Origin of the sequence: Photobacterium sp. DA100 (assembly GCF_029223585.1) — a bacterium.
Classification (GTDB): Bacteria; Pseudomonadota; Gammaproteobacteria; order Enterobacterales; family Vibrionaceae; genus Photobacterium.
On record NZ_CP119423.1, the window covers coordinates 421,749 to 444,787 of the forward strand.

General features: G+C 54.4%; 19 protein-coding genes and 17 tRNA genes. 7 read left to right on the plus strand and 29 right to left on the minus strand.

Features of this window, described 5'->3' with window-relative positions; genetic code table 11:
* Positions 1–119 precede the first annotated feature (119 nt).
* A complete protein-coding gene (locus tag PTW35_RS02075; protein WP_281026356.1) occupies positions 120–1,748 on the plus strand; it encodes an iron ABC transporter permease in 1,629 nt (542 codons plus the stop codon).
* On the plus strand, positions 1,748–2,782 hold the full coding sequence (locus PTW35_RS02080) for an ABC transporter ATP-binding protein (RefSeq protein WP_281026357.1): 1,035 nt from the start codon (positions 1,748–1,750) through the stop codon (positions 2,780–2,782). Before PTW35_RS02075 ends, PTW35_RS02080 begins: the two co-directional genes overlap by 1 nt.
* A 79-nt stretch (positions 2,783–2,861) precedes the next feature.
* Here PTW35_RS02080 and PTW35_RS02085 read toward each other — a convergent pair whose 3' ends face one another.
* A complete protein-coding gene (locus PTW35_RS02085; protein ID WP_281026358.1) occupies positions 2,862–3,452 on the minus strand; it encodes a TetR/AcrR family transcriptional regulator in 591 nt (196 codons plus the stop codon).
* 218 nt (positions 3,453–3,670) lie between these two features.
* Here PTW35_RS02085 and hpt point away from each other — a divergent pair, with 218 nt between their 5' ends.
* A complete protein-coding gene (hpt, locus tag PTW35_RS02090) occupies positions 3,671–4,207 on the plus strand; it encodes a hypoxanthine phosphoribosyltransferase (RefSeq protein ID WP_107291736.1) in 537 nt (178 codons plus the stop codon).
* 73 nt (positions 4,208–4,280) lie between these two features.
* Here hpt and can read toward each other — a convergent pair whose 3' ends face one another.
* A complete protein-coding gene (gene can / locus PTW35_RS02095; RefSeq protein WP_044622472.1) occupies positions 4,281–4,934 on the minus strand; it encodes a carbonate dehydratase in 654 nt (217 codons plus the stop codon).
* A gap of 199 nt (positions 4,935–5,133) precedes the next feature.
* Between can and PTW35_RS02100 the strand changes: the two genes are divergently transcribed.
* Positions 5,134–6,066 carry an ABC transporter ATP-binding protein gene (locus PTW35_RS02100; protein ID WP_281026359.1) on the plus strand — a complete coding sequence of 311 codons (933 nt, stop codon included), beginning with the start codon at positions 5,134–5,136 and terminating at the stop codon, positions 6,064–6,066.
* Positions 6,063–6,833, plus strand: coding sequence for an ABC transporter permease (locus PTW35_RS02105; protein WP_281026360.1), 771 nt, complete (start codon positions 6,063–6,065; stop codon positions 6,831–6,833). Before PTW35_RS02100 ends, PTW35_RS02105 begins: the two co-directional genes overlap by 4 nt.
* 78 nt (positions 6,834–6,911) lie before the next feature.
* On the opposite strand, the gene panC is transcribed toward PTW35_RS02105, so the two are convergent.
* The 8 genes from panC to thpR all read right to left on the minus strand — a co-directional run bounded on the left by panC (position 6,912) and on the right by thpR (position 13,593).
* On the minus strand, positions 6,912–7,790 hold the full coding sequence (panC, locus tag PTW35_RS02110) for a pantoate--beta-alanine ligase (RefSeq protein ID WP_281026361.1): 879 nt from the start codon (positions 7,788–7,790) through the stop codon (positions 6,912–6,914).
* A gap of 9 nt (positions 7,791–7,799) precedes the next feature.
* The gene (panB, locus tag PTW35_RS02115; protein WP_281026362.1) at positions 7,800–8,594 is read right to left on the minus strand and encodes a 3-methyl-2-oxobutanoate hydroxymethyltransferase; all 795 of its coding nucleotides are present in this window, start codon (positions 8,592–8,594) and stop codon (positions 7,800–7,802) included.
* A 28-nt stretch (positions 8,595–8,622) separates the two neighbouring features.
* On the minus strand, positions 8,623–9,108 hold the full coding sequence (gene folK / locus PTW35_RS02120; protein ID WP_281026363.1) for a 2-amino-4-hydroxy-6-hydroxymethyldihydropteridine diphosphokinase: 486 nt from the start codon (positions 9,106–9,108) through the stop codon (positions 8,623–8,625).
* On the minus strand, positions 9,105–10,478 hold the full coding sequence (gene pcnB / locus PTW35_RS02125; protein ID WP_281027420.1) for a polynucleotide adenylyltransferase PcnB: 1,374 nt from the start codon (positions 10,476–10,478) through the stop codon (positions 9,105–9,107). The genes folK and pcnB overlap by 4 nt, the downstream gene beginning before the upstream one ends.
* Positions 10,479–10,691: 213 nt before the next feature.
* On the minus strand, positions 10,692–11,594 hold the full coding sequence (gluQRS, locus tag PTW35_RS02130) for a tRNA glutamyl-Q(34) synthetase GluQRS (RefSeq protein ID WP_281026364.1): 903 nt from the start codon (positions 11,592–11,594) through the stop codon (positions 10,692–10,694).
* A gap of 124 nt (positions 11,595–11,718) precedes the next feature.
* On the minus strand, positions 11,719–12,168 hold the full coding sequence (gene dksA, locus PTW35_RS02135) for an RNA polymerase-binding protein DksA (RefSeq protein ID WP_039457024.1): 450 nt from the start codon (positions 12,166–12,168) through the stop codon (positions 11,719–11,721).
* A 136-nt stretch (positions 12,169–12,304) separates the two neighbouring features.
* On the minus strand, positions 12,305–13,018 hold the full coding sequence (gene sfsA, locus PTW35_RS02140; RefSeq protein WP_281026365.1) for a DNA/RNA nuclease SfsA: 714 nt from the start codon (positions 13,016–13,018) through the stop codon (positions 12,305–12,307).
* 17 nt (positions 13,019–13,035) lie between these two features.
* Positions 13,036–13,593, minus strand: a complete 558-nt coding sequence (thpR, locus tag PTW35_RS02145; protein ID WP_281026366.1) for an RNA 2',3'-cyclic phosphodiesterase — start codon at positions 13,591–13,593, stop codon at positions 13,036–13,038.
* 159 nt (positions 13,594–13,752) lie between these two features.
* On the opposite strand from thpR, the gene hrpB reads away from it, so the two are divergent.
* On the plus strand, positions 13,753–16,218 hold the full coding sequence (gene hrpB, locus PTW35_RS02150) for an ATP-dependent helicase HrpB (RefSeq protein ID WP_281026367.1): 2,466 nt from the start codon (positions 13,753–13,755) through the stop codon (positions 16,216–16,218).
* A 12-nt stretch (positions 16,219–16,230) separates the two neighbouring features.
* A complete protein-coding gene (gene mrcB / locus PTW35_RS02155; RefSeq protein WP_281026368.1) occupies positions 16,231–18,702 on the plus strand; it encodes a penicillin-binding protein 1B in 2,472 nt (823 codons plus the stop codon).
* Positions 18,703–18,781: 79 nt separating this feature from the next.
* Here the strand turns inward: mrcB and PTW35_RS02160 are convergent, their stop codons facing one another.
* The 19 genes from PTW35_RS02160 to PTW35_RS02250 form a co-directional block, all read right to left on the minus strand.
* On the minus strand, positions 18,782–20,038 hold the full coding sequence (locus PTW35_RS02160) for an HD-GYP domain-containing protein (protein ID WP_281026369.1): 1,257 nt from the start codon (positions 20,036–20,038) through the stop codon (positions 18,782–18,784).
* A gap of 177 nt (positions 20,039–20,215) precedes the next feature.
* A tRNA-Thr gene (locus tag PTW35_RS02165) sits at positions 20,216–20,291 on the minus strand.
* Between the two features lie 43 nt (positions 20,292–20,334).
* A tRNA-Asn gene (locus tag PTW35_RS02170) sits at positions 20,335–20,410 on the minus strand.
* 6 nt (positions 20,411–20,416) lie between these two features.
* A tRNA-Phe gene (locus tag PTW35_RS02175) sits at positions 20,417–20,492 on the minus strand.
* 61 nt (positions 20,493–20,553) lie between these two features.
* Positions 20,554–20,629 (minus strand) — tRNA-Thr (locus PTW35_RS02180).
* Between the two features lie 10 nt (positions 20,630–20,639).
* Positions 20,640–20,715: transfer RNA gene (locus PTW35_RS02185), tRNA-Asn, on the minus strand.
* A 48-nt stretch (positions 20,716–20,763) separates the two neighbouring features.
* Positions 20,764–20,839 (minus strand) — tRNA-Phe (locus PTW35_RS02190).
* 51 nt (positions 20,840–20,890) lie between these two features.
* Positions 20,891–20,966: transfer RNA gene (locus tag PTW35_RS02195), tRNA-Thr, on the minus strand.
* Positions 20,967–20,976: 10 nt separating this feature from the next.
* Positions 20,977–21,052 (minus strand) — tRNA-Asn (locus PTW35_RS02200).
* A gap of 45 nt (positions 21,053–21,097) precedes the next feature.
* Positions 21,098–21,173: transfer RNA gene (locus PTW35_RS02205), tRNA-Phe, on the minus strand.
* Positions 21,174–21,306: 133 nt separating this feature from the next.
* Positions 21,307–21,939, minus strand: a complete 633-nt coding sequence (locus tag PTW35_RS02210; RefSeq protein ID WP_281026370.1) for a glutathione S-transferase family protein — start codon at positions 21,937–21,939, stop codon at positions 21,307–21,309.
* 230 nt (positions 21,940–22,169) lie between these two features.
* Positions 22,170–22,245 (minus strand) — tRNA-Asn (locus tag PTW35_RS02215).
* A gap of 6 nt (positions 22,246–22,251) precedes the next feature.
* Positions 22,252–22,327 (minus strand) — tRNA-Phe (locus tag PTW35_RS02220).
* 61 nt (positions 22,328–22,388) lie between these two features.
* A tRNA-Thr gene (locus PTW35_RS02225) sits at positions 22,389–22,464 on the minus strand.
* Between the two features lie 10 nt (positions 22,465–22,474).
* A tRNA-Asn gene (locus PTW35_RS02230) sits at positions 22,475–22,550 on the minus strand.
* A 48-nt stretch (positions 22,551–22,598) separates the two neighbouring features.
* Positions 22,599–22,674 (minus strand) — tRNA-Phe (locus PTW35_RS02235).
* Between the two features lie 51 nt (positions 22,675–22,725).
* Positions 22,726–22,801 (minus strand) — tRNA-Thr (locus PTW35_RS02240).
* 10 nt (positions 22,802–22,811) lie between these two features.
* A tRNA-Asn gene (locus PTW35_RS02245) sits at positions 22,812–22,887 on the minus strand.
* A gap of 45 nt (positions 22,888–22,932) precedes the next feature.
* A tRNA-Phe gene (locus PTW35_RS02250) sits at positions 22,933–23,008 on the minus strand.
* Positions 23,009–23,039: the final 31 nt, after the last annotated feature.

Here is a 23,039-nt window from a genome sequence, read left to right on the forward strand (position 1 = left end):
TAAGTTGTGGTAGTTTCCCCCCTCCTGTAGCAAGGTTTTTCCCCCTAGGTAGGAAAAACGCGAAGGGAAGAGTGCATCGGTGCCACATCTTGATTGCAAAAGGTACTAAGTAGTTAGCAATGAAAGAAAAATATTTATTCTGGCGGACCAGTGGTTGGGGCTTTTCCCTGCTGCTGGTTTTGCCTATTCTGGCCATCTTCTACACCGCTCTCGGTGAGACTGATAACGTCTTCTCCCACTTGATGGGAACTGTGATGCCGACTTATGCCGCCAATACGTTTTGGTTGGTGGCTGGCACCTTGGTGTTGGCATTGTTGTTTGGTTTGCCGGCAGCTTGGATCATGGCGATGTGCCGTATCCCCGGTGAAAAAGTGCTGCAGTGGTCACTGGTACTGCCGCTGGCCATGCCGGGCTACATCATCGGCTATATCTATACCGATTGGCTTGATTATGCCGGCCCGGTACAAATCCTGCTGCGCGATATCTTCGGTTGGCAGACGATGCAGGACTACTGGTTCCCGAATATCCGTTCGCTCGGTGGGGCGAGCCTGGTGCTGGCCTTGGTGCTGTATCCTTATATCTACCTACTGGCCCGAGCGGCATTTATGGAGCAGAGCACCAGCTTGCTGCAATCGGCCCGATTGCTCAAATGCAGCCCGCTGGACAGCTTCCGCCGTATTTCACTGCCTCTGGCCCGTCCGTCGATTGCGGTGGGGATGTCGCTGGTGGCAATGGAAACTCTGGGGGACTTTGGTACCGTCAGCTATTTCGCGGTGAACACCCTGACGACGGCAGTCTATGATACTTGGCTGGGGTATTCTAATTTGAATGCGGCCGCCAAAATCTCTGCCATCATGTTACTGGTGATCTTTGTCTTGATCAGCGCCGAACGTTTCAGCCGCCGCAAACAGAAAATGTTCCAGCAGGAATTCGAGCATGGCGATGATGTCCGCTATGTGCTCAGTGGCTGGAAGAAGTGGCTGGCGTTAGGCTGGTGCTGGGGCTTGGTGGCATTTGCTTTCCTGATGCCGCTGATGCAGCTAGGTTACTACGGTTGGCATTACTTTGGCGACAGCTGGACCAGCCAATTCCAGCAGTACAGCTACAATAGCCTGAAGGTCTCTCTCATTGCCGCTGTGCTGGCGGTCGCCTTGGCTTTGATTGTGAATTTCTATCGCCGCTTGGACGGTCGCAGCTTTACTATGGTGCCGGCCCGACTTTCTTCCTTGGGCTATGCTGTGCCGGGAACGGTATTGGCGATTGGGGTGATGATCCCGCTTACCAGCGCCGATCACCTGCTCAATGACTTTACCATCGCCAATGGTTTGGGTAGGCCGGGGCTGGTATTCTCCGGTACCATGTTTGCCATTATTTTTGCCTTTGTGGTGCGCTTTGCAGCCGTGGCGGTAGGCAGCATCGAAAGTAGTCTCGCCAAGATCCCGCCGTCGCTGGATATGGCCTCCAAGACCATGGGGTATGCGTCGCTGTCGATGCTGCGCCGCGTCCACCTACCGCTGATCCGCCGCGGCTGCTTGATTGCCGGTCTTTTGGTGTTCATCGAGTCGATGAAAGAGCTCAATGCCGCCTTGTTATTGCGTCCGTTCAACTTCGAGACCTTGGCAACCTATGTCTTTAACTTCGCTTCTGACGAGCAGCTTGAGCTGGCTGCCTTACCGGCGATCCTACTGGTCATTGTTGGCCTGATCCCTCTGGTGATGGTTAACCGTTCTTTGGAGCAGAAACACTGATGACTCACGCATTATCTGTTAGCAACCTGACCTGCAAATACAATGGTCAGGCCGTACTGGAAAACTTGTCGCTGCCGGTAAAAGACAATGAAATTGTCTGCCTGCTGGGGGCCAGTGGCTGTGGCAAGACAACCTTGCTCAAGGCCATTGCCGGTTTGCTGCCACTGGAAAGTGGAGTCATTCATATCAACGGCCGTACCATTGCCGATGAGCACACCTGGTTGCCACCGGAGAAGCGGAATATCGGCATGATCTTCCAGGACTATGCGCTGTTCCCGCACCTCACGGTGGCGGAAAACATCGCTTTTGGCCTGCGTGACTGGGACAAGGCCAAAGTGACCGCCAAGATCCAGCAAATGCTGGAGCTAGTGCGCCTGACCGGGCTCGATGACCGCTACCCGCACCAGCTTTCTGGCGGCCAGCAGCAGCGTGTCGCGATTGCGCGGGCATTAGCCTGCGAGCCGGATTTGATTCTATTGGATGAACCGTTTTCCAACATTGACACTCAGGTGCGCCACGGCTTGATCAAAGAGATCCGTCGTATCTTCAAGGCGCAGGGGGTAACGGCGATTTTCGTCACCCACAGCCGTGAGGAAGCATTCGCGTTTGCCGACCGTATGGCGGTGATGAATAACGGGGTGATCGAGCAATTTGGCACGGCGACAGAGCTTTACTATCGTCCGAGCAGCCGCTTTGTTGCTGAATTTCTCGGCACTGGCTCCTATTTGCCTGTCACACTGGCCGATGGCAAAACGCTCTCGACGCCGTTTGGGGCGATTAACCTCGGCAGTGCCCCAGCCAGCAACGGCGATGCCGAATGGCTGCTCCGTCCGCAGAACCTCAAGGTGCAGCCGGCGGAAGATGGTGCAGGGGTTATTACCGAGCAGTTGTTCATGGGGGATATCTGTCGTTATACGGTGGAGTTCCAAGGCCACAGCCTGATTGTCAACTCCCACCTTATTCTGCAGATCGGCCAGCGAGTGGCAGTCACCCTTGAGCCGCACGAGCCGGTGGTCTTTGCCGCCGCCAGCTAGCCTGACAGCATAGCGAATAAAACGTACAGGGCCGGTCTCATGACCGGCCCTGTACGTTTTCTGGCTGCGAAAGAGCGAGCTATTTGTTGAACAGTGCCTTGATGTGGCTATCGGCCAACGCCTGCATCTTTTCCCGCTCTGGGGTGATATTGGTTTGCAGGTAGAGGATGTAGCACAGGCCCTGAAACTGCCATGCGCGGTCGCAGGCGGAGAAATCATCCGATAAAGCGGCTTGTTCAAACCGTTCGTTCAGCTGTGAGAAATGCTCTTGGTTGCGGTTGACGAAAAGCGGCCAGATCTCCTCCCGCACTGATGTGCTCCATTCAAACCAAACTTTTAGCCAGTCTTTTTGCTCGACCACTTCGTCGATGAGATGGTAGCAAATAGAAGTCAGCTGCTGTTCAAAGGGCTGTTTGTTCGCTAGGCCGTCGTCCATCATTGCTGTGAAGTGATGCTCGACCTGGGTCAGGACCTCCTCGACCAGTGCCTCTCGGGTTGGGAAGTAGTTGAAGACGGTGGCAACAGAGACGTTGGCCATATCGGCAATATCTGCGTGTCCCGCACGGCCAATGCCGCGTCTGGCAAAGACATCTAGTGCAAAGTTGAGAAGTTGCTCTTTGCGTTTTTCAGGGGATAGACGAGTCCTTGTTTTTTTCGCGATCGTATCCATGTCGATGATTCCTAGCTCAATTGTCATTATTTTGGTTATGATTTATACGGTGATAACTTTACAGCAGCATTCATTCATATTCAATCATGTTTTATTCATTCTGTATCATATAATTGACAGGGTCGATAAAATAACTATTACTTTGTAGGGGTGGTAGAATAAGGCTCCGTTTTACCGCAAGCCGACAGGCGGCTGATGCAGCCGTACTGATGGAGATAATGATGAAACATACCATTGAAGTAATGATTTCTGAGCAGGACGTTCAGGCACGTGTAACAGAGCTGGGAAAGCAAATCACTGAACATTATAAAGATTCCAACGATCTCGTGATGGTGGGCCTGCTACGCGGCTCATTTGTATTTATGGCGGACCTGGCTCGTGCGATTGAACTTCCTCATGAAGTCGACTTCATGACGGCATCAAGCTATGGCAACACCATGGAAAGCAGCCGTGATGTCCGTATTCTCAAGGATTTGGATGATGACATTAAAGGGAAGGATGTCCTGCTGGTCGAAGATATCATCGATACCGGCAATACCTTGAACAAGGTACGTGAAATCCTGTCTCTGCGTGAGCCAAACTCTATCGAGATCTGCACCCTGCTTGACAAGCCGGAGCGTCGAGAAGTGGATGTCGACGTGAAATGGGTCGGCTTCGAAATTCCTGACGAGTTTGTGGTGGGTGTGGGCATCGACTACGCACAGAAGTATCGCCACCTGCCATTTATCGGCAAGGTTGTCCCGCAGGAAGACTAACCCCCTACCGGGCGGAAAGGAAAAAGCGACTGGGCTGCAGTCGCTTTTTTTGTATATGTTCCCCGGGCGATCATCAGCCTTTGTGCGGCAGTATCTCCGCCATGGCGGCGTTGTAGGAGGCTTCCAGCGACTCGCGGCTGGTGGCCGTGACACCAAGGTTGCGCAGCTGACCATTGCCGATACCATAAATCCAGCCATGGATTTTCACTTGTTGGCCGCGTTCCCAGGCCTGCTGCATGATGGTCGAGTTGCCCAGGTTATAGACCTGGTAGGCCACATTGAGTTCGCACAGCTTGTCGTCCCACTCTTCGCGCGGCAGCAGGGCAAGGTCGTCGCGGTGCTTCATGTACAGATCACGGATGTGCAGCAACCAGTTGTTGATCAGGCCAAGCTGTGGATTTTCGATCGCAGCGGTGACACCACCGCAGCCATAGTGACCGCAGACAATAATGTGGCGAACTTTCAATACGTCGACGGCATATTGGACGACGGATAAGCAGTTCAGATCGGTGTGGATGACCTGGTTGGCCACGTTACGGTGAACAAACAGTTCGCCGGAATCCAATCCGGTCAGGCGCTCGGCGGGAACTCGGCTGTCGGCACAACCGATCCAGAGGTACTCAGGGTGCTGGGCTTTCGCAAGATGACTGAAGAACTCCGGGTTTTCTTCCTTGATGTTCTCTGACCAAGCAACGTTATTTGCGAATAGCTGTTTAATATCTGCCATGATGATGCCTTTCTCTGATATTTTATACCCGCAGTCCAAGGGAGGTCCCTGGTGCTGGGGAAAAACAAATTTACATAGGTATCAGTCCTGCTGTCAGTCCTGAGAGCTATGTAAACCGGGTGTAACTATACACAAGCTGTTTAGATATCAAATCGGAGTAGTTGTCCGAAGAAAGTTTCTAACATTAAGATCGCATTTTATGAACGCTTTGGAAATACAAAATTTAAACAAAACCTATAAAGGTGGCGTTAATGCACTGAAAAATATGAGCCTATGTGTTAAAGAAGGCGACTTTTTTGCGCTTTTGGGCCCTAACGGTGCGGGTAAATCAACCACAATAGGCATTATTAGCTCGCTGGTTAACAAAACCTCTGGGAAGGTAAAGGTATTCGGTTTCGATTTGGATACCCAGCTTGTCGATGCCAAGAGGCAGTTGGGCTTGGTGCCGCAGGAATTTAACTTCAACCAGTTTGAGACCGTCGAGCAGATCGTCATTAACCAGGCCGGCTACTACGGGGTCGAAAGGGCGCTGGCCAAGGAAAGGGCGAAAAAGTACCTGTCTCAGCTGGATCTGTGGGGCAAGCGCAAAGAGCGCGCCCGTAATCTTTCTGGCGGGATGAAGCGCCGCCTGATGATTGCCCGGGCATTGATGCACGAGCCGCGTCTGCTGATCCTCGATGAGCCTACCGCCGGGGTCGATATCGAGCTGCGCCGTTCGATGTGGGAGTTCCTGCGCGAGATCAACCGTCAGGGGGTGACGATTATCCTCACCACCCACTACCTCGAAGAAGCCGAGATGCTGTGCCGCAATATCGGCATCATCAACCATGGTGAGCTGATCGAGAACACCTCGATGAAAGCACTGCTTGGCAAGTTGGAGGTTGAATCCTTCATTCTGGATGTGAAACTGAACGGCAACCAGCCAGTATTGGAAGGCATCCACTGGAGACTGCCTGACAGCCACACCCTTGAAGTTGATATCAACAAAGGCGAGAGCCTGAACCATGTCTTCACCCAGCTGACAGAGCAGGGGATAGAGGTTATTTCGATGCGTAACAAGGCCAACCGACTGGAAGAGTTGTTCGTTACCCTCGTAGCCAACAGCAAGCACGACCAAGGAGCCCAAGCATGAACCGGCAGTACTGGATCGCCTTCAAGAGCCTGATCACCAAAGAAGTGAACCGCTTTGCCCGGATCTGGGTACAAACCATGGTACCGCCAGCTATTACCATGACATTGTATTTTGTCATTTTCGGTAGCCTGATCGGTAGCCGGATCGGGGAGATGGGGGGCTTCAGTTACATGGAATACATCGTTCCCGGCCTTATCATGATGTCGGTGATCACCAACTCCTACTCCAATGTGGCGTCATCGTTTTTCAGTGCCAAGTTCCAGCACAACATCGAAGAGCTGCTGGTGGCTCCGGTGCCGAATTACATCATTATCGCCGGTTTTGTCGGTGGCGGGGTGCTGCGGGGGCTCGGGGTCGGCGTGATTGTCTCGGTGGTGTCCTTGTTGTTTGTCGATCTGCAGATCGCGCATCTCGGGGTGGTGGTCGCAACGGTGCTGATGACCTCGGTGGTGTTCTCGCTCGGCGGCCTGATCAATGCCGTGTTTGCCAAGACCTTCGATGACATCAGTATTATACCGACCTTTGTATTGACTCCGCTGACTTACCTCGGTGGCGTGTTCTACTCGCTGAGCCTGTTGCCGGAGTTTTGGCAGGGGGTGTCCAAGCTGAACCCGATTGTCTACATGGTCAATGCATTCCGCTACGGCTTCCTCGGCGTGTCGGATGTCGGGATCGGCACGTCGTTCGCGGTACTTGGCGTTTTCACCGTGATCCTCTATAGCCTGTGCTACTACCTGATTTCACGCGGCATAGGTTTGCGCTCATAACCGCGAGCCCGGTCGATAACCCAGCAAACAAAAATCCCGGCCAAGGCCGGGATTTTCTTATCGGAGGAAGGTTGGCGCTTACTCTTCTGTCGAAGCCACCGTTGCCGTGCTCAGTTCAACCACTTGGTTGTCGATAAGGCGTGCCTTGCCGAGGAAAGCAGACATCAGGATCACTGCCTGCTGGGTTTCATCGTTTACCGGCTGGAGGCTGACGGCATCGCGGATATAGATTTCATCCGGCTGCAGGCCTGCGGCACGCAGCTGGTCGTTGGCATCGACCACGATTTCGGCGTAGTCGGTACGGCCGCCGCGCATCTGGCTGCTGATCCAGCGCATGGTGCGGGCCAGCACGGGTGCACGCTGGCGCTCGTCGACAGTCAGGTAACCGTTGCGCGAGCTCATGGCCAGGCCGTCCATTTCGCGGACCGTGGCCACGCCGACAATCTCGATATCCATGGCAAGGTCGATCACCATCTGGCGGATCAGGGCAAGCTGCTGGTAGTCCTTCTCACCGAAGCAGGCGATATCAGGCTGCACGATGTTGAACAGCTTGGTCACAATCGTCGAAACACCACGGAAGTGGCTCGGGCGCAGGGCCCCCTCAAGCATGGTAGAAAGTCCCGGTACTTCGACGAAGGTCTGGCGATCCAAGCCTTGCGGATACATGACATCCGGCGTTGGGGTGAAAACCAGCTCAACACCTTCGTTGTTCAGCTTGGCCAGATCGTCTTCCAAAGTGCGCGGGTAGTTGTCGAGATCATCTGCCTTGTCGAACTGCATCGGATTGACAAAAATGCTGACCACAACCACGTCTGCCAGTTCACGGGCCTTGCGGACCAGCGTCAGGTGGCCTTCATGCAGGTTTCCCATCGTTGGTACGAAAGCAATCCGGCGGCCCTCACGGCGCCAGCTTCGGATTTGTTCACGGATCTGGGCAATCTCGGCGAATGTTTGCATTTTTATTCCTTATTCAAAGGTATGTTCTGGGCCCGGGAAGGTTCCGGCCTCGACATCTTCTAGGTATTTGGTTACGGCTGCGCGCATCTCGCCGGTTTCTGCCAGGTAGTTTTTGGAGAAACGGGGGATATAGTTTGCTGAGATCCCGAACATATCGTGCATCACCAGGATCTGGCCGTCGGTCACATTACCGGCGCCGATACCGATCACCGGTACCTCAACCGCTTTGGTAATACGTTCTGCCAGGCTGGCCGGTACGCATTCCAGCAAGATAATTTGTGCACCCGCGTTTTTCAGCAGGATAGCATCTTTTACCATCTGCTCAGCGTGGTCGGAGTCACGTCCTTGCACTTTATAGCCGCCAAAAATATTGACAGATTGGGGAGTTAGCCCCAAATGGGCACAGACAGGAACGGCACGTTCCGTCAGCTTGGTTACGGTTTCAGCCAGCCAGGCACCGCCTTCCAGCTTCACCATGTTGGCACCGGCACGCATCAAGGTGGCGGCACTCTCGCAAGCTTGTTCCGGGGTGGCATAGCTCATAAATGGCATATCGGCCATCAACAGGCAGTTCGGGCTGCCGGCACGCACCGCGCGGGTGTGGTAGGCAATATCGTCCACCGTTACCGGCAGGGTATCCGGTTTGCCTTGCAGCACCATGCCCAACGAGTCACCGACCAGCATCACTGGCACGCCTTGCTGTTCGAACAGCTGGGAAAAGCTGGCATCGTATGCGGTAACTGAGGCAAATTTACGACCTTCCTGCTTCCATTTCATCAGGTCGTTGATAGTGATTTTTTTCATGTGTTCTCCCTTTGGTCCTGAGAAACGGCTACTGAGACCAGATGCTCAGCCCGTTGCGGTCTACCTGCTCCAGCAGTGCATTGAGCGGAGTGCCATCAGGCAGTTCCAGTTCAGGGGCAATTTCAGCGAGTGGGTAGAGTACGAACTCGCGGACTTTCATTCCGTAATGCGGCACGGTAAGGCGCTCGCAGTGATGTTCAAGGTTGCCGTACAGGACAATATCGAGATCCAGCGTACGAGGTCCCCAGCGTTCGGCCTTGCGGACACGGCCATGCTCTTGCTCGATAGACTGGGTACAGTCAAGCAGGGCCAGCGGGCTGAGGTCGGTCTCGACAGCGACGACGGCATTGATGTAGTCAGGCTGATCCTGTGGCCCCATCGGGGTACTGCTGTACAGCGATGATACGGCAACCACGCTGAGATCAGGGTGCTGCTTGAGCACCTCGATCGCACTGTTGGCCTGGGCGACAGGATCGGACAGGTTACTGCCGATGGCTATGTAGGCCAGGGTCATGACGATTTAGCCTGTGGTTTCTTGCGGCGCTGCTGCGGGCGACGGCGACGACGACGGGGTGCGCCAGAGCCACCTTCGTTGATCTGCTGCACCATCTTGCTGCGCTGGTTGCGGTCACCGTGCTGGAACTTATCCCACCACTGGGCCAGCTCGGCAATGTCCTCGCTCTCGAAGTTGGCTCGCATTTCCAGGAAGTCGAAGGCGGCCCGGAATTTCGGGTGCTCCATCATCTTGAATGCTCGCTTGCCACTGCGGCGGCTGAAACGGGTTTGTTGCTGCCAGATATCACGGATCGTCGTGGTAAAGCGGCGCGGGATGGCAATGGTCTTGACCTGCTCGTCAAGAATGTCATTGGCCGCTACCATGAAGGCATCGTAGTAGGCCAGGCCGCTGGCAAAGGCGACTTCTTCGGCACGGGTAACCAGCGGGTACCACAGCATGGCGGCAAACATAAAGGCCGGGTTAACTCGCTTGCCATCGGCAATACGCTTGTCGGTAGCCGACAGGATATGCTCGATCATCTGCTCGGTCTGGCTGCTGTGATCTTCGGTGAAGTGCTCGGCCAGTAGCGGGAACAGTTGCTGGAACAAGTTGTATTCGCGCAGTAGCTTGTAGGTACCCAGGCCGTTGCCCGACTGCAGCAGCTTGAGGCTTTCCTCGAACAGGCGTGCGGCCGGGATATCCTGCAGCAGCGTTGATAGCGGCTTGATTGGGCCCGCAGTCGTTGGCTCGATGGTCATATCGAGTTTGGCGGCAAAGCGAACCGCGCGCAGCATCCGGACCGGATCTTCGCGGTAGCGGGTTTCAGGATCTCCGATCAGGCGAATAATCCGGTTGTCGAGATCTTCCACCCCGTTGACATAGTCGGCAACGGTAAAATCCTTGATGCTGTAGTACAGCGCATTGATGGTGAAGTCACGGCGTTCGGCGTCTTCTTCGATACTGCCATAGACATTGTCACGCAGCAGCATGCCTTCCTGGCTCTGGGCCGAGACATTCTTCTTGTCTTTGATGCTCGGCTTGGCATCAGAGTGGTGACCGCGGAACGTGGCCACTTCGATGACGTCTCTGCCGAACAGGATATGGGCCAGGCGGAAACGGCGGCCGATCAGGCGGCAGTTGCGAAACAGCTGCTTGATCTCTTCCGGCGTTGCATTGGTGGCAATGTCGAAGTCTTTTGGTTGTTTGTCCAACAGGAGATCGCGAACACCACCACCTACCAGATATGCGTCATATCCGGCTTTATTCAGGCGGTAAAGGACCTTCAGCGCATTCTCGCTGATATCTTTACGTGAAATACCGTGCTCTTGGCGCTGATAAACTTGCAAGGCGAGTTCCTCATGGTCGAGATCACTTGCGTCTCGATTCAGTACCTTACGGCAAAAGCTGGCGACTCGATTAAAGATAATACACCTCATTTATGTGGTTCGGATTCAACAAACAGCCGCATATCATATATCACGGCAGGCCATTTTAGAATCCTAGCGCTTGTTTCCCCCGCATTTTGGCGGCAATTTGCGGGCATTTCGGGGGCGACAGGCAATTAACAGTTAGCTGGACGACAATACTGCAGGCGCTTGGTTTCAGCCCGATGAAGGGGCTGAATGGGCCAGGGTAATCGCGGTGGTTGCCGGCAGGTTTGCCACTTGCCAGTGGGCTGTACCCCAGAGCAGAATATCGCGGACCGACGAGCTTACCAGATCGACCGGTGGCTGCATGCCAAGAAACCCCATGGCTGCGATAAGGGCCGGCCTTGGATTGGTTTTATCGATGGCCGGGGCATGGTTCTGCTTCGAGAGCTTGTTGCCGTTTTCGGTCACTGCCAGCGGCAGGTGCAGATAGCGGACTTCCGGCTGGCCAAGCAGGCGGTATAGCCCGATCTGGCGGCCGGTGGGTTCAATTAAATCCGCGCCGCGGACCACTTCGGTGATCCCCTGCTCGATATCATCCAGCACTACAGCCAGATTATAGGCGAACAGGCCGTCACGGCGGCGGATAATGAAATCCTCTGCGGCCAGCGGGGCCGGGATGCTGATGTGGCCATGCAGCAGGTCGTTGAACGCCAGTACGGGGGTGTCAACCTTGAGCCGGATGGCATTGCCTGCCGCCCCCAATCGCAGGTCACGGCAGCTGCCAGGGTAGAAGCCCCCGGCCAGTTTGATTTGCTTACGGGTACATTGGCAGTAATAGGCCTGCTGATCATCGAGCCATGCCTCTATCTGGGCCTGGTACGCTTCGTGGCGCTGGCTTTGGTACATGATCCCCCCGTCCCACTCGAGGCCATAGGCTTCGAGGGTACGTAAGATATCATCCGCAGCACCGGGCATCTCCCGCGGCGGGTCAAGATCTTCCATCCTTACCAGCCAAGCCCCTTGCTCGGCTTTGGCCTGGAGGTAGCTGCCGAGGGCGGCTACCAGTGAGCCGAAGTGGAGTGGGCCTGACGGGGACGGCGCAAAGCGACCGATATATTGCTTGTTTGTACTCATAAGAAAATCAACTGTACCAACCTGAATACTATTCTGAACGGCGCAGATAGTTAAGCAGTTTGGTCTCAAACGAAAAAGGGAGCTGGCGCTCCCTCTTGACTATCATGGTGCAGTACGTAGTGTACTAGCCTGCCATCTGCTTTTCTTTGATTTCAGCCAGCGTCTTACAGTCGATGCATAGCTCGGCTGTTGGACGGGCTTCCAGACGGCGGATACCGATTTCGATACCGCAAGAGTCACAGAAGCCGAAGTCGTCATCTTCAATGCGCTGAAGTGTCTTCTCGATCTTCTTGATCAGTTTGCGTTCACGATCGCGGTTGCGTAACTCAAGGCTAAACTCTTCTTCTTGAGCTGCACGGTCAACGGGATCCGGGAAGTTGGCCGCTTCGTCCTGCATGTGGTTTACGGTACGATCAACTTCTTCGCGTAACTGGTTGCGCCAGGCTTCAAGAATCTTACGGAAGTGCTCTAGCTGAGCTTCACCCATGTATTCTTCGCCAGCTTTTTCCTGGTAAGGTTCAACCCCAGCAATAGCCAGGATGCCTAGCGATTTTTTAACGTTGCTCTCTGGCATATAGCATCTCCTAATATACCTAATAACCGTCACTGGTTAAATTTGGGCGGTATCTATAGCAGAAAGGGAGTGGTGTGGCAATTGCTGCATATATTCAATTTTATACCAATGTGAAGAAAGCATCACTTTGCGGTATTTACTGGTTGAATTTTATGCGGCGGTCAATGTAGAGCTCCGTTGGAGTCAATACCGCCTTGTAACACAGGATCTCTACGCCAGCCCGCTCTGCTTGTTGAATTAATGAAAAGTAATCCGGGTCTATATGGTGCGCCGCAGATACTTTTTCAATCCCCGAATGTAAAATTGCGAAAAAAAGTATGGCACGCTCACCATTTTGTGCCACCTCAATTAGTTCCCTAAGGTGCTTTTGCCCCCGGGGGGTGACGGCATCCGGGAAATACCCTTGCCCTTCCTTTCCCTGATCCAGCAGGGTGACACTTTTTACCTCGATGTAGCAGTCTGGTTTGTGCCCATCTTGTAACAAAATATCTATCCTACTGTTTTCACTACCATACTTAACTTCTGTACGAAGTGACGAATAGCCTTCCAATTCTGTGATGACATTCTTGTTAATCGCCTCTACCACCAGCCGATTGGCCTGGGCGGTGTTGACACAAATGCTATGTCCTTGCGGTGTCTGTGATAATTCCCAGCTGTACGGGTATTTGCGCTTCGGGTTGTCCGAGGTCGAATACCACACCGTATTGCCCGGCTCTGCGCATCCGGTCATGGCCCCGGTATTGGCGCAGTGGATGGTGGTGATTGAGCCGTCGGGCAGGGTGATGTCGGCTAGAAACCGCTTGTAGCGCTTGATCAGGGTCGCAGGTTGCAGTGGCGGGGTGAAATTCATGCCTTGTCCTTTGGTTGTTATTGCTGGCGGCTGCCGAGGGGCCATTGGTCAATCCTGTGGTACTGGACGCCTTGGCGGCCGTCATGGCTGACTGGCTTGGAAATATACAGGCCAAAGTGTTTGAAGTGAAAATCTATTTTGTCGAATGCCGGTAGTCGTTCCGGGCGCCTGGCGACAGACTTGGCGAGGGTGATATGGGGCTTGTACGGGCGGGATTCCTGCTCCAGGCCGCAATCTATGGCGAGGGAGCTTAGCTGCTGGGCCAGTGCCAGTAATGGCTGGGGGGGCCGTTCGGGGGCTAGCCATATGACCTTGCTGCGCTTCCAGTAGCCGAGCGTGGTCAGCTGTAATGAAAAGGGCGGGGGAGGTGCTAGCTGCTTGGCGGCGGCGACAATGGTATTGGTCTGCTCGTCAGTGACCATGCCGAGGAAAGCCAGGGTAATATGCAGGTTGTCCGCGGCGACCGGTCGGCCGAACTGGCCACATTGCGATGAGAGGCGGGCAAGGCGGTGAAAGGCTTCGCAGTGGCTAGCGGGCGATAATGCAAAGAACAGGCGCTGCTTTTTCTCTTTCATGGGGTGATACCAAAAATGAGCAATATTCCGGCCTATCCGCGAGAATAAAAAGGGATAGGAACTAGGTGGTGGATTGCCAGTGTATTCATATCCATCAAAATCAAGCGGTATGAGGTACAATGGTCAAGCCTAAATTGAATATGACACAAGGTGTTTCCATTGTCACAGCTGCCTATTGATGATGTGCTTCCTGCACTGCTGACCCAACTAGATGCCCGCTCGCAACTGATCCTCAAAGCCCCGCCCGGTGCCGGTAAGTCGACCCGCTTGCCTCTGGTGCTACTGCAGCAGGGAGCGGTCACGGGCAAAATAGTGATGCTGGAGCCGCGTCGTCTGGCGGCAAGGAATATTGCCCGCTACCTGGCCTCCCAGCTGGGTGAGCAGGTGGGGGACACTGTCGGCCTTAGGATCAGGGGAGAGACCCGCGTCAGCAGCCAGACCAAACTTGAAATCGTCACCGAAGGGGTCATGACCCGGATGTTGCAGCAGGATCCCGAGCTGGCGGGGATTGAGCTGCTGATCTTCGATGAATTCCACGAGCGCAGTATCCATGCCGATACGTCGCTGGCGCTGGCATTGGAGGTACAGGAAGCGCTGCGCGATGATCTCAAGCTGCTGGTGATGTCGGCGACGCTGGATGCTGATGCTCTGACCGGGTTATTACCTGAGGCAGGCTATATCGAGTCTGAAGGGCGTAGCTTCCCGGTTGAATTACGCTACAAGAAGCTGACGGACAATACCCAAATTATCGAAGCGGCTGCAAGGGAGATTGTGACGCTGCTGTCCCTGGAGTCGGGCTCCATGCTGGTTTTCTTGCCGGGAGCAGGGGAGATCCGCCGCCTGGCCGAGCAGCTTGATGGCAACCTCGGTGGCGATGTGCTGGTGTGTCCGCTATATGGCCAGTTGACGGGAAGCCAGCAACAGCAAGCTATTACACCGGCACCGAAAGGCAAGCGTAAGGTGGTGTTGGCGACAAATATTGCCGAAACCAGTTTGACCATCGAAGGGATCAGGATGGTAGTGGACTGCGGGCTGGAGCGTATTGCCCAGTGGGATCCGAAAACCGGGATCAGCCGTTTGGAATCGGTACGTATCGCCCGCTCTTCTGCTGAGCAGCGTGCTGGCCGAGCCGGCCGTTTGGAGCCGGGGATCTGCCTGCGCTTGTACAGTGAGGAGATGTTGGCGCGTCAGCCGGCCACACCGCAACCTGAGATCTTGCGTGCTGATCTCACCTCGCTGGCGATGGAATTGGCTCAATGGGGCTGCCAGTCCGCCGCGGATCTGCACTGGTTGGACTTGCCGCCTGAACCTGCCCTGAAGCAAGCCCATGCGCTACTGGTCGGCCTGGGCGCAATGGATGAGGCCGGTCGGTTGACCGAGATGGGCAGTGCGATACAGACGCTGGGCGTCGAGCCTCGCCATGCCGCGATGCTGCTGATGGCCCAAAAGCACGGTCACAAGGCCATGGCCACTGCAGCGCTACTGGTTGCCTTGCTGGAAGAGCCGCCAAGGGGCAACAACAATCCGGATTTACACTTCCAGCTCAACCTCATCGAAAGTGGTAAGCAATCGCGTAGCAAGGCCTACCAGCAACGGGCCTCGCAGCATTTGGCGAAACTGGGCGCCAATAAGGTGGCTATCTGCATCGCAAGCGAGTGGATTGCCCCTTTGCTGGCGGCAGGCTTCCCGGATCGCATCGCCCTGTCTCGCGGCAAAGACAGCCGTTATCAGCTCGCCAATGGCCAAGGTGCGATGATGATGCCGGATGAGCCGCTGGCGGACGAAGAGCTGTTGGTGGTGGCCGATATTGTCAAGACTCGCCAGGGGGACAGCCGGATCTTCTCCGCGGTACCGGCCCAACTGACCGAGTTGCAGCGGGCCTTGCCTCATCTGTTTAGGTGGCGGGAATGGCTGGACTGGGATGACAAGAAAGGCCGCCTGAGTGCAGAGAAGCATTTGTGCTGCGGTAAGCTGGTACTCGAGCGCCAGCCGATGGGCGAGCCTGAACCGGCCAAGGCTAGCGAAGCTTTGCTCAATGCAGTACAGCGCAAGGGACTGGCGCTTTTGCCGTGGAGCAAGTCAGCAGAGGGGCTGTTGAGCCGTGCCCGCTGTGCTATTGAATGGCTGCCTGAGCTGGCGCTACCGGCGATGGATGATGATGCTCTGCTGGAGGATGCTGAGGCGTGGTTGCTGCCCTATATGAACGGGATGAAAACCCTCAAGGCGCTGGAGCGGCTTGATTTGGTGGCGGCATTGGAAGCCAGGCTGGGATGGGATAAAAAGCAGAAGCTCGATGAGGCGTTGCCCACCCATTACACTGTGCCGACAGGGTCGCGTTATGCGATTCGCTACCAGCCCGGGCAATACCCGGTATTGGCTGTCAAGCTGCAGGAAATGTTTGGCGAGAAGAGCTCGCCAATGATTGCCAATGGTAAGGTGGCAGTGGTACTGGAGTTGCTGTCGCCGGCACAGCGGCCATTGCAGATCACCCGTGACTTGGCCGCTTTTTGGCAGGGATCTTACCGTGAGGTGCAAAAAGAGATGAAAGGGCGTTACCCTAAACACCCTTGGCCGGATGATCCGGCCAGCCATGCGCCGACCAAAAAAACGAAAAAATACATGTAGAAACAGAAGATCATGATGACAGAGCAAGCAAGGCGTTCGGTGGCTTCTGCCTCTAAACTGCAGGCCGCCAAAAAGCCCGCCGCCGGCAAGGATGATACCAAAAAGCCGATTCGTAAGCGCAAACCGGCGGCAGCAAGCAAAACTAAGGCGGCCGCCAAGAAGCGGCCGGCCAAGTCGGCCCGAGGCCGCAAGAAGAGCCCTAAAGGGAAGCGACAGGGCCTGCCGGGCTGGTTCAAGTGGCTGCTTGGCTTCGGCCTGAAGTTATCCGTCGCAGTACTTGCGGTGCTGCTGGTGGTCGGGATCTATCTCGACAATATTGTTCGCGACCGTTTTGATGGCCAGCTATGGAACCTGCCTGCCGTTGTCTACGGCCGGGTGCTGGATTTGCAGCCGGGACAGGCCATCAGCCTGAATGAAGTGCGCCGCGAGCTGGATCTGCTGCAGTACCACAAGGTGCGGACACCGCAGCGCAATGGGGAGTATTCGTCGTCAACAACCCGGATAGAGCTGATCCGCCGCCCGTTTGAGTTTGCTGATGGTCCGGAAGGCGCCCGGCATATTATGCTGACCTTTGAGGGCAGTGAACTCAAGAGCATCCAGGAAGCGGGCTCCAAGCGGCAGCTAGGCTACCTGCGTATTGAGCCGAAGATGCTGGGGATGCTGGAAACGGGGGAGAGTGAGCAGCGCCTTTTCTTGCCGCGCGAGCAGTTCCCCGAGGTCTTAGTCGATGCTTTGCTGGTTACCGAAGACCGCGATTTCTACCACCATGACGGGGTCTCGCCGTTGGCGATTGCCAGGGCAATGGTAGTCAACCTCAAGGCGGGCAGAACCGTGCAGGGAGGCAGTACCCTGACCCAGCAGCTTGCCAAAAATATGTTCCTGAGCCGCGAGCGTTCGTTGTGGCGAAAGATCCGGGAAGCCTACATCGCTATTATTATTGATTACCGCTACAGCAAAGATCAGATCCTCGAAGCTTATCTCAATGAGATCTATCTGGGGCAAAATGGCGGCAAGGAAATCCATGGCTTTGGGCTGGGGGCAAGGCTGTATTTCGGCCGCCCGCTGCAGGAGCTTCGGATCGACCAGCAGGCGTTGCTGGTGGCCATGGCGAAAGGCCCTTCCTACTACAACCCGTGGCGTAACCCCGAGCGGGCCAAGCAACGCCGGGACTTGGTGCTGAGGCTGATGATGGACAGCGGGATCTTGTCCGGCCAAGATTATGAGTTGGCCGCTTCACGACCGCTGGATGTGCAGGCGAGCCCGATGATCGCCCGCCGCCAGCCGGCCTATTTCCAGCAACTCCAGCGTGAGCTCAAGCTGCGGGTGGGCAAAAACTATTCTCCGGGTGTTGGCTTGCGGATCTTCAGTACCTTGGATCCCCTGTCGCAGAAAGAAGCGGAAGAGGCGATTGTCAGTATGGTGCCGAAGCTCAGGCAGAAGGCGGGGGTAGGGCTTGAAACGGCACTGGTGGCTGCTGATCGCAGAACCGGTGAGATCAGGGCGATGATCGGCGGCAGCAATCCGGGCTATGCCGGTTTTAACCGCGCTTTGGATGCCAGCCGACAGATAGGATCTCTGGTCAAGCCGGCGGTATACCTGGCGGCTTTGCGCCATCCAGATCAATTCACGCTAGCAACCACGGTCGAAGATAAGCCGATCATGCTAAGTGGCAGCAAGGGGAAAAGCTGGCAGCCACGCAACTACGATCGCAAGTTCCGCGGCGAAGTCCCTCTCTACTATGCGCTGGCCAAGTCACTCAATGTTCCAACCGTTAATCTGGGCATGCAGGTTGGGCTCAATGAGGTGATTGATACCATGGTGGACTTGGGGGTTGACCGCGGGGAGGTACCCAAACTGCCATCTATCTTGCTTGGGGCTTTCACCCTGACGCCGTTTGAAGTGACCCAGATGTACCAGTCGGTTGCCAGTGGTGGTATGAGAGCCGAGCTCACTGCATTGAGGTCGGTGGTCGACCAACAGGGCAACCAGTTATACCAGTGGATGCCCCGAGCCAGTCAGGTGGTGCCCGAGCAGGCTGCCTGGTTGACGACCTACGGGATGAAAAATGTGGTCTCGCAGGGAACCGCTCGGTTCCTACAGCCTCAGTTTGGCTGGGCTGCATTGGCTGGGAAAACCGGTACGACAGACAAGAATCGTGACAGCTGGTATGTCGGTGCCGATGGCCGTGAAGTGGTTACGGTATGGGTCGGCCGGGATGACAATACACCAGTTAACCTGACGGGCTCTGCTGGGGCGCTGCGCCTGTATGGCGACTACCTCAATCGCCGTCAGCCGGAGCGCTTGGCACTGCCATGGCCGCAGCAGTTAACAACGGCCAAGTTCAGCCAGATGCCAAATGGCACCTTGGTGAGGGACTGTGCTGGGCAGCACTCTCTGCCGATGTGGGACCAGGACGGTTCCGTCAAGGGCTACTGTGACGGTAGCAAGCCCGCAGGCTGGATCAAAGAGATGTTCAGCTGGTAAATGAGATCGAGCGGTAATAAACACGCCCCTATTTGGGGCGTTCTTTTTATCTGGGGGGACGATTTGGATATGGGCCAGGTTAGTCATCGGGATCGAAGTACAAGGAAATCCGGCTGCGGGGGTTAAGGTAGTCGTGGACTTTGTCCGGCAGCTTGCTGGGGTGGATCACCTGCTCGATGCGCAGGTGGCTTTCTTCCAAGTCGATGATCGGTGCCTCGTTGGAGGGGACCGTCGGGTCATAAAGCAAGATATTGGGTGTGAGGAGGCTTTCTGAGTTTACCGAGATAACCAGCCCCAGTTGCTGGTTTGACAGTTGCACCACACTGCCCGGCGGGTAGACCCCGAGCAAGCGGATTAGCAGGGCCAGGTAGTCATTGTTGTATTGTTCTTTCTTGTGCTTGAACAAGTAGGAGAGGGCGCTGTAGGGGATCCGTGCTTTGGCAGGATCCTGCGGATGGCACAGGTTGTCATAAGCATTGACTACCGCAACCAGTTGGGCCTTGGGATCGATTTGGTCTGCCGTGAGCCGGTTGGGATAGCCACTGCCATCAAGCAGTTCGTGGTGCTGATAAAGGATCGGTTTGGCCTGCTCGGTAAAGCTGTCTGACAAATTGGCCAAGTCAACGCTGTACCGAGGATGGAGCTTGAGGTAGTTCTCCTCCGGCTCGGTCAGCGGCGTGGTCTTGCGGGTAATGGCCGTTGGTACCTTCAATTTACCCATGTCATGGAACAGTGCCCCGATGGCAATGGTTTTGATATCTTGCCCCTCCATCCCGCATGAGCGGGCCAGCATCATTGACATGATGGCCACGTTGAGCGAATGGCTGTAGATATCTTCGTTATCGCTGCCTTCGTTCATCAGGTGAAGGGCGACGTTGTCGGTTTCAAGTAGGGCGTCTACCATCTCCTCAACCAGGCTCTCCGCTTCCTTGACGGCGGTAACCGGCCGGCTTTTGATTTTGCCGACAATCGAGCGCAGCTGTGCCACTGAGCGGTTGAAGTTTTTTTCACAACGCTGCAGCTTTCGCTTGTAGTTCTTGAGCTTCTCTATGCGGCCCTGTTTCTCTTGCCATAGCTTTTCAGCCTGCTGGTCGAGAAAACGGCTTTCGTGCGCGCTGATAGCTTCCAGGGCATTGTCTGGGGCAAGAGGTTGGGTATCGCTTTTTTCTGGGATCAGGAAGACGTATTTGATTCCTAGGTTCTTGATCAGCCTGATTTGCTGGTTGTCTTTGATTTTGAAATGGTTGAGGAGAAAAGGGTGCTCGGTCCACTGTACTGGCAGCTTGATATAAAGGCCTTCGGTTAAGCGCTCTACTGATAGTTTGATACTGGCCATGGTGTCCGGTGCAACCTGTTGATAATGAGGCTCAATTCTACCTAACCAGATTCATTTCCCAAATATGACAGAAGTTGCTTATTCTCTAGAGGCTAGAGGAAATACGGCCCCAGATAAATAGACCCGGGGTAAACGACAGGCGAAAAAAAACCTCATCAAAGATGAGGTTTCAAAGGATGGTGCCGACTACCGGAATCGAACTGGTGACCTACTGATTACAAGTCAGTTGCTCTACCTACTGAGCTAAGTCGGCAATTTATTCTTATTATTCAAGCTAAGAAAGCTTAAATCGAAAGTGGCTCCCCCTGCAAGACTTGAACTTGCGACATACGGATTAACAGTCCGCCGTTCTACCGACTGAACTAAGGGGGAATTGTATGGTGCCTCGAGGCGGAATCGAACCACCGACACGAGGATTTTCAATCCTCTGCTCTACCGACTGAGCTATCGAGGCAAAAGTGCAGTCATAGGACTGACTTTTGCAAATGTTGTTTACACAACGCTTTGCTAAATAATGGTGCCGACTACCGGAATCGAACTGGTGACCTACTGATTACAAGTCAGTTGCTCTACCTACTGAGCTAAGTCGGCACACTAAAAGTGGCTCCCCCTGCGGGACTCGAACCTGCGACATACGGATTAACAGTCCGCCGTTCTACCAACTGAACTAAGGGGGAATTATCTTTTTACGTCATGTTGCTAATTTCAAGCACCATAACTGAATATGGTGCCTCGAGGCGGAATCGAACCACCGACACGAGGATTTTCAATCCTCTGCTCTACCGACTGAGCTATCGAGGCAAAGCAAGAGCGGTTAAGACTCTGCTTCATCTTACCGAAGTAAGGAATAAATGGTGCCGACTACCGGAATCGAACTGGTGACCTACTGATTACAAGTCAGTTGCTCTACCTACTGAGCTAAGTCGGCACACTAAAAGTGGCTCCCCCTGCGGGACTCGAACCTGCGACATACGGATTAACAGTCCGCCGTTCTACCAACTGAACTAAGGGGGAATTATCTTTTAAATCATGTTGCTATCAAGCACCACAATATGAATATGGTGCCTCGAGGCGGAATCGAACCACCGACACGAGGATTTTCAATCCTCTGCTCTACCGACTGAGCTATCGAGGCAACGGGGCGCATTAAAAAGGTTTTCGGCCTTTGCGTCAATGGTTTTTTGATAAAAACACGCTGACTTTGCCTTTTTTGCACTGATCGCTCGGTTTTTGAACTTATTGCTAACTCTATACGGCTTGCAGCACTGTTATTCGCTATCCAAAAGCGTGCGGTTTTCACGGTCAAGAGCACGCGAAAGAGCCGGGCGGCGGCTGACAAATTGGCGGTATTTTTCAAGTTTCAGCGGTAGCTTCTGATCAAACTTCACCGCCCAGTTAAGGGTATGAGCCAGCAAAATATCGGCCACGGCAGGAAAGTGCCCCAATAAGTACTCATCACTCTGAAGGCGAGCTTCTGCCACCTGCAGTGCCTTTTTGAACTCCCAGGCGGCGACGGGCAGCATCTCAGGCAGGCGGATTGACTCGGGGAGGGCAAAGCGGTGTTTGCCCATGCTCCAAAGCGGCTGCTCCAATTCGGTAATGATATAGCTGATCCACTCATGGTGACTGGCGGACTCGGCGCTACCGGGTTCCGGTAGCCAGTGATGGCCATATTTTTCTGCTAGGTAGAGGCAAATGGCCGAGGATTCACAGATGGTGATGCCATCATCAATCAAGCAGGGGACTTTCCCCTGTGGGTTGAGGGCAAGGAACTGGGGGGAGCGATGATCATTTTTGGCAAAATTCACCAAGCGGTAGTGCCAGTCGAGGCCGAGTTCTTCAAGTAGCCAAGAGACACGGAGAGAGCGGGTGCGCGGGTAGCCGTAAAGGGTGATCATCATTTCTTCCTTGGTTTTTATATTTTGTTGATATTAAAGTTAGCAAAAAATAGACGAACTGCAGGCTGGGCGTCAAAGTGCTGACACTGGCGGGAGACGAAAAGCGGCGTGAGATGAGCCCCCTGTTAGGCTTTCGTCGGGGACGCCCAGTCTTGGCTGTTTTTTCTGGAAGTGCTCAGGGATAAATCGCAGATACGAAAAAGCCGCGTCAAATGACACGGCTTTCTCTAAAGTGGCTCCCCCTGCAAGACTTGAACTTGCGACATACGGATTAACAGTCCGCCGTTCTACCGACTGAACTAAGGGGGAATTGTATGGTGCCTCGAGGCGGAATCGAACCACCGACACGAGGATTTTCAATCCTCTGCTCTACCGACTGAGCTATCGAGGCAAAAGTGCAGTCATAGGACTGACTTTTGCAAATGTTGTTTACACAACGCTTTGCTAAATAATGGTGCCGACTACCGGAATCGAACTGGTGACCTACTGATTACAAGTCAGTTGCTCTACCTACTGAGCTAAGTCGGCACACTAAAAGTGGCTCCCCCTGCGGGACTCGAACCTGCGACATACGGATTAACAGTCCGCCGTTCTACCAACTGAACTAAGGGGGAATTATCTTTTTACGTCATGTTGCTAATTTCAAGCACCATAACTGAATATGGTGCCTCGAGGCGGAATCGAACCACCGACACGAGGATTTTCAATCCTCTGCTCTACCGACTGAGCTATCGAGGCAAAGCAAGAGCGGTTAAGACTCTGCTTCATCTTACCGAAGTAAGGAATAAATGGTGCCGACTACCGGAATCGAACTGGTGACCTACTGATTACAAGTCAGTTGCTCTACCTACTGAGCTAAGTCGGCACACTAAAAGTGGCTCCCCCTGCGGGACTCGAACCTGCGACATACGGATTAACAGTCCGCCGTTCTACCAACTGAACTAAGGGGGAATTATCTTTTAAATCATGTTGCTATCAAGCACCACAATATGAATATGGTGCCTCGAGGCGGAATCGAACCACCGACACGAGGATTTTCAATCCTCTGCTCTACCGACTGAGCTATCGAGGCAACGGAGCGCTATTAAACGGTTTTTCGTTCT

Bases quoted from the DNA above. Each gene is read 5' to 3' on its own strand.
- panC (WP_281026361.1), bottom strand. From the start codon at position 7,790: ATGCAAACATTCGCCGAGATTGCCCAGATCCGTGAACAAATCCGAAGC.
- gluQRS (WP_281026364.1), bottom strand. From the start codon at position 11,594: ATGAGTACAAACAAGCAATATATCGGTCGCTTTGCGCCGTCCCCGTCA.
- PTW35_RS02075 (WP_281026356.1), top strand. From the start codon at position 120: ATGAAAGAAAAATATTTATTCTGGCGGACCAGTGGTTGGGGCTTTTCC.
- can (WP_044622472.1), bottom strand. From the start codon at position 4,934: ATGGCAGATATTAAACAGCTATTCGCAAATAACGTTGCTTGGTCAGAG.
- PTW35_RS02100 (WP_281026359.1), top strand. From the start codon at position 5,134: ATGAACGCTTTGGAAATACAAAATTTAAACAAAACCTATAAAGGTGGC.
- PTW35_RS02210 (WP_281026370.1), bottom strand. From the start codon at position 21,939: ATGATGATCACCCTTTACGGCTACCCGCGCACCCGCTCTCTCCGTGTC.
- PTW35_RS02085 (WP_281026358.1), bottom strand. From the start codon at position 3,452: ATGGATACGATCGCGAAAAAAACAAGGACTCGTCTATCCCCTGAAAAA.
- dksA (WP_039457024.1), bottom strand. From the start codon at position 12,168: ATGCCAGAGAGCAACGTTAAAAAATCGCTAGGCATCCTGGCTATTGCT.
- PTW35_RS02105 (WP_281026360.1), top strand. From the start codon at position 6,063: ATGAACCGGCAGTACTGGATCGCCTTCAAGAGCCTGATCACCAAAGAA.
- PTW35_RS02080 (WP_281026357.1), top strand. From the start codon at position 1,748: ATGACTCACGCATTATCTGTTAGCAACCTGACCTGCAAATACAATGGT.
- sfsA (WP_281026365.1), bottom strand. From the start codon at position 13,018: ATGAATTTCACCCCGCCACTGCAACCTGCGACCCTGATCAAGCGCTAC.
- hpt (WP_107291736.1), top strand. From the start codon at position 3,671: ATGATGAAACATACCATTGAAGTAATGATTTCTGAGCAGGACGTTCAG.
- folK (WP_281026363.1), bottom strand. From the start codon at position 9,108: ATGACCCTGGCCTACATAGCCATCGGCAGTAACCTGTCCGATCCTGTC.
- thpR (WP_281026366.1), bottom strand. From the start codon at position 13,593: ATGAAAGAGAAAAAGCAGCGCCTGTTCTTTGCATTATCGCCCGCTAGC.
- mrcB (WP_281026368.1), top strand. From the start codon at position 16,231: ATGATGACAGAGCAAGCAAGGCGTTCGGTGGCTTCTGCCTCTAAACTG.
- panB (WP_281026362.1), bottom strand. From the start codon at position 8,594: ATGAAAAAAATCACTATCAACGACCTGATGAAATGGAAGCAGGAAGGT.
- PTW35_RS02160 (WP_281026369.1), bottom strand. From the start codon at position 20,038: ATGGCCAGTATCAAACTATCAGTAGAGCGCTTAACCGAAGGCCTTTAT.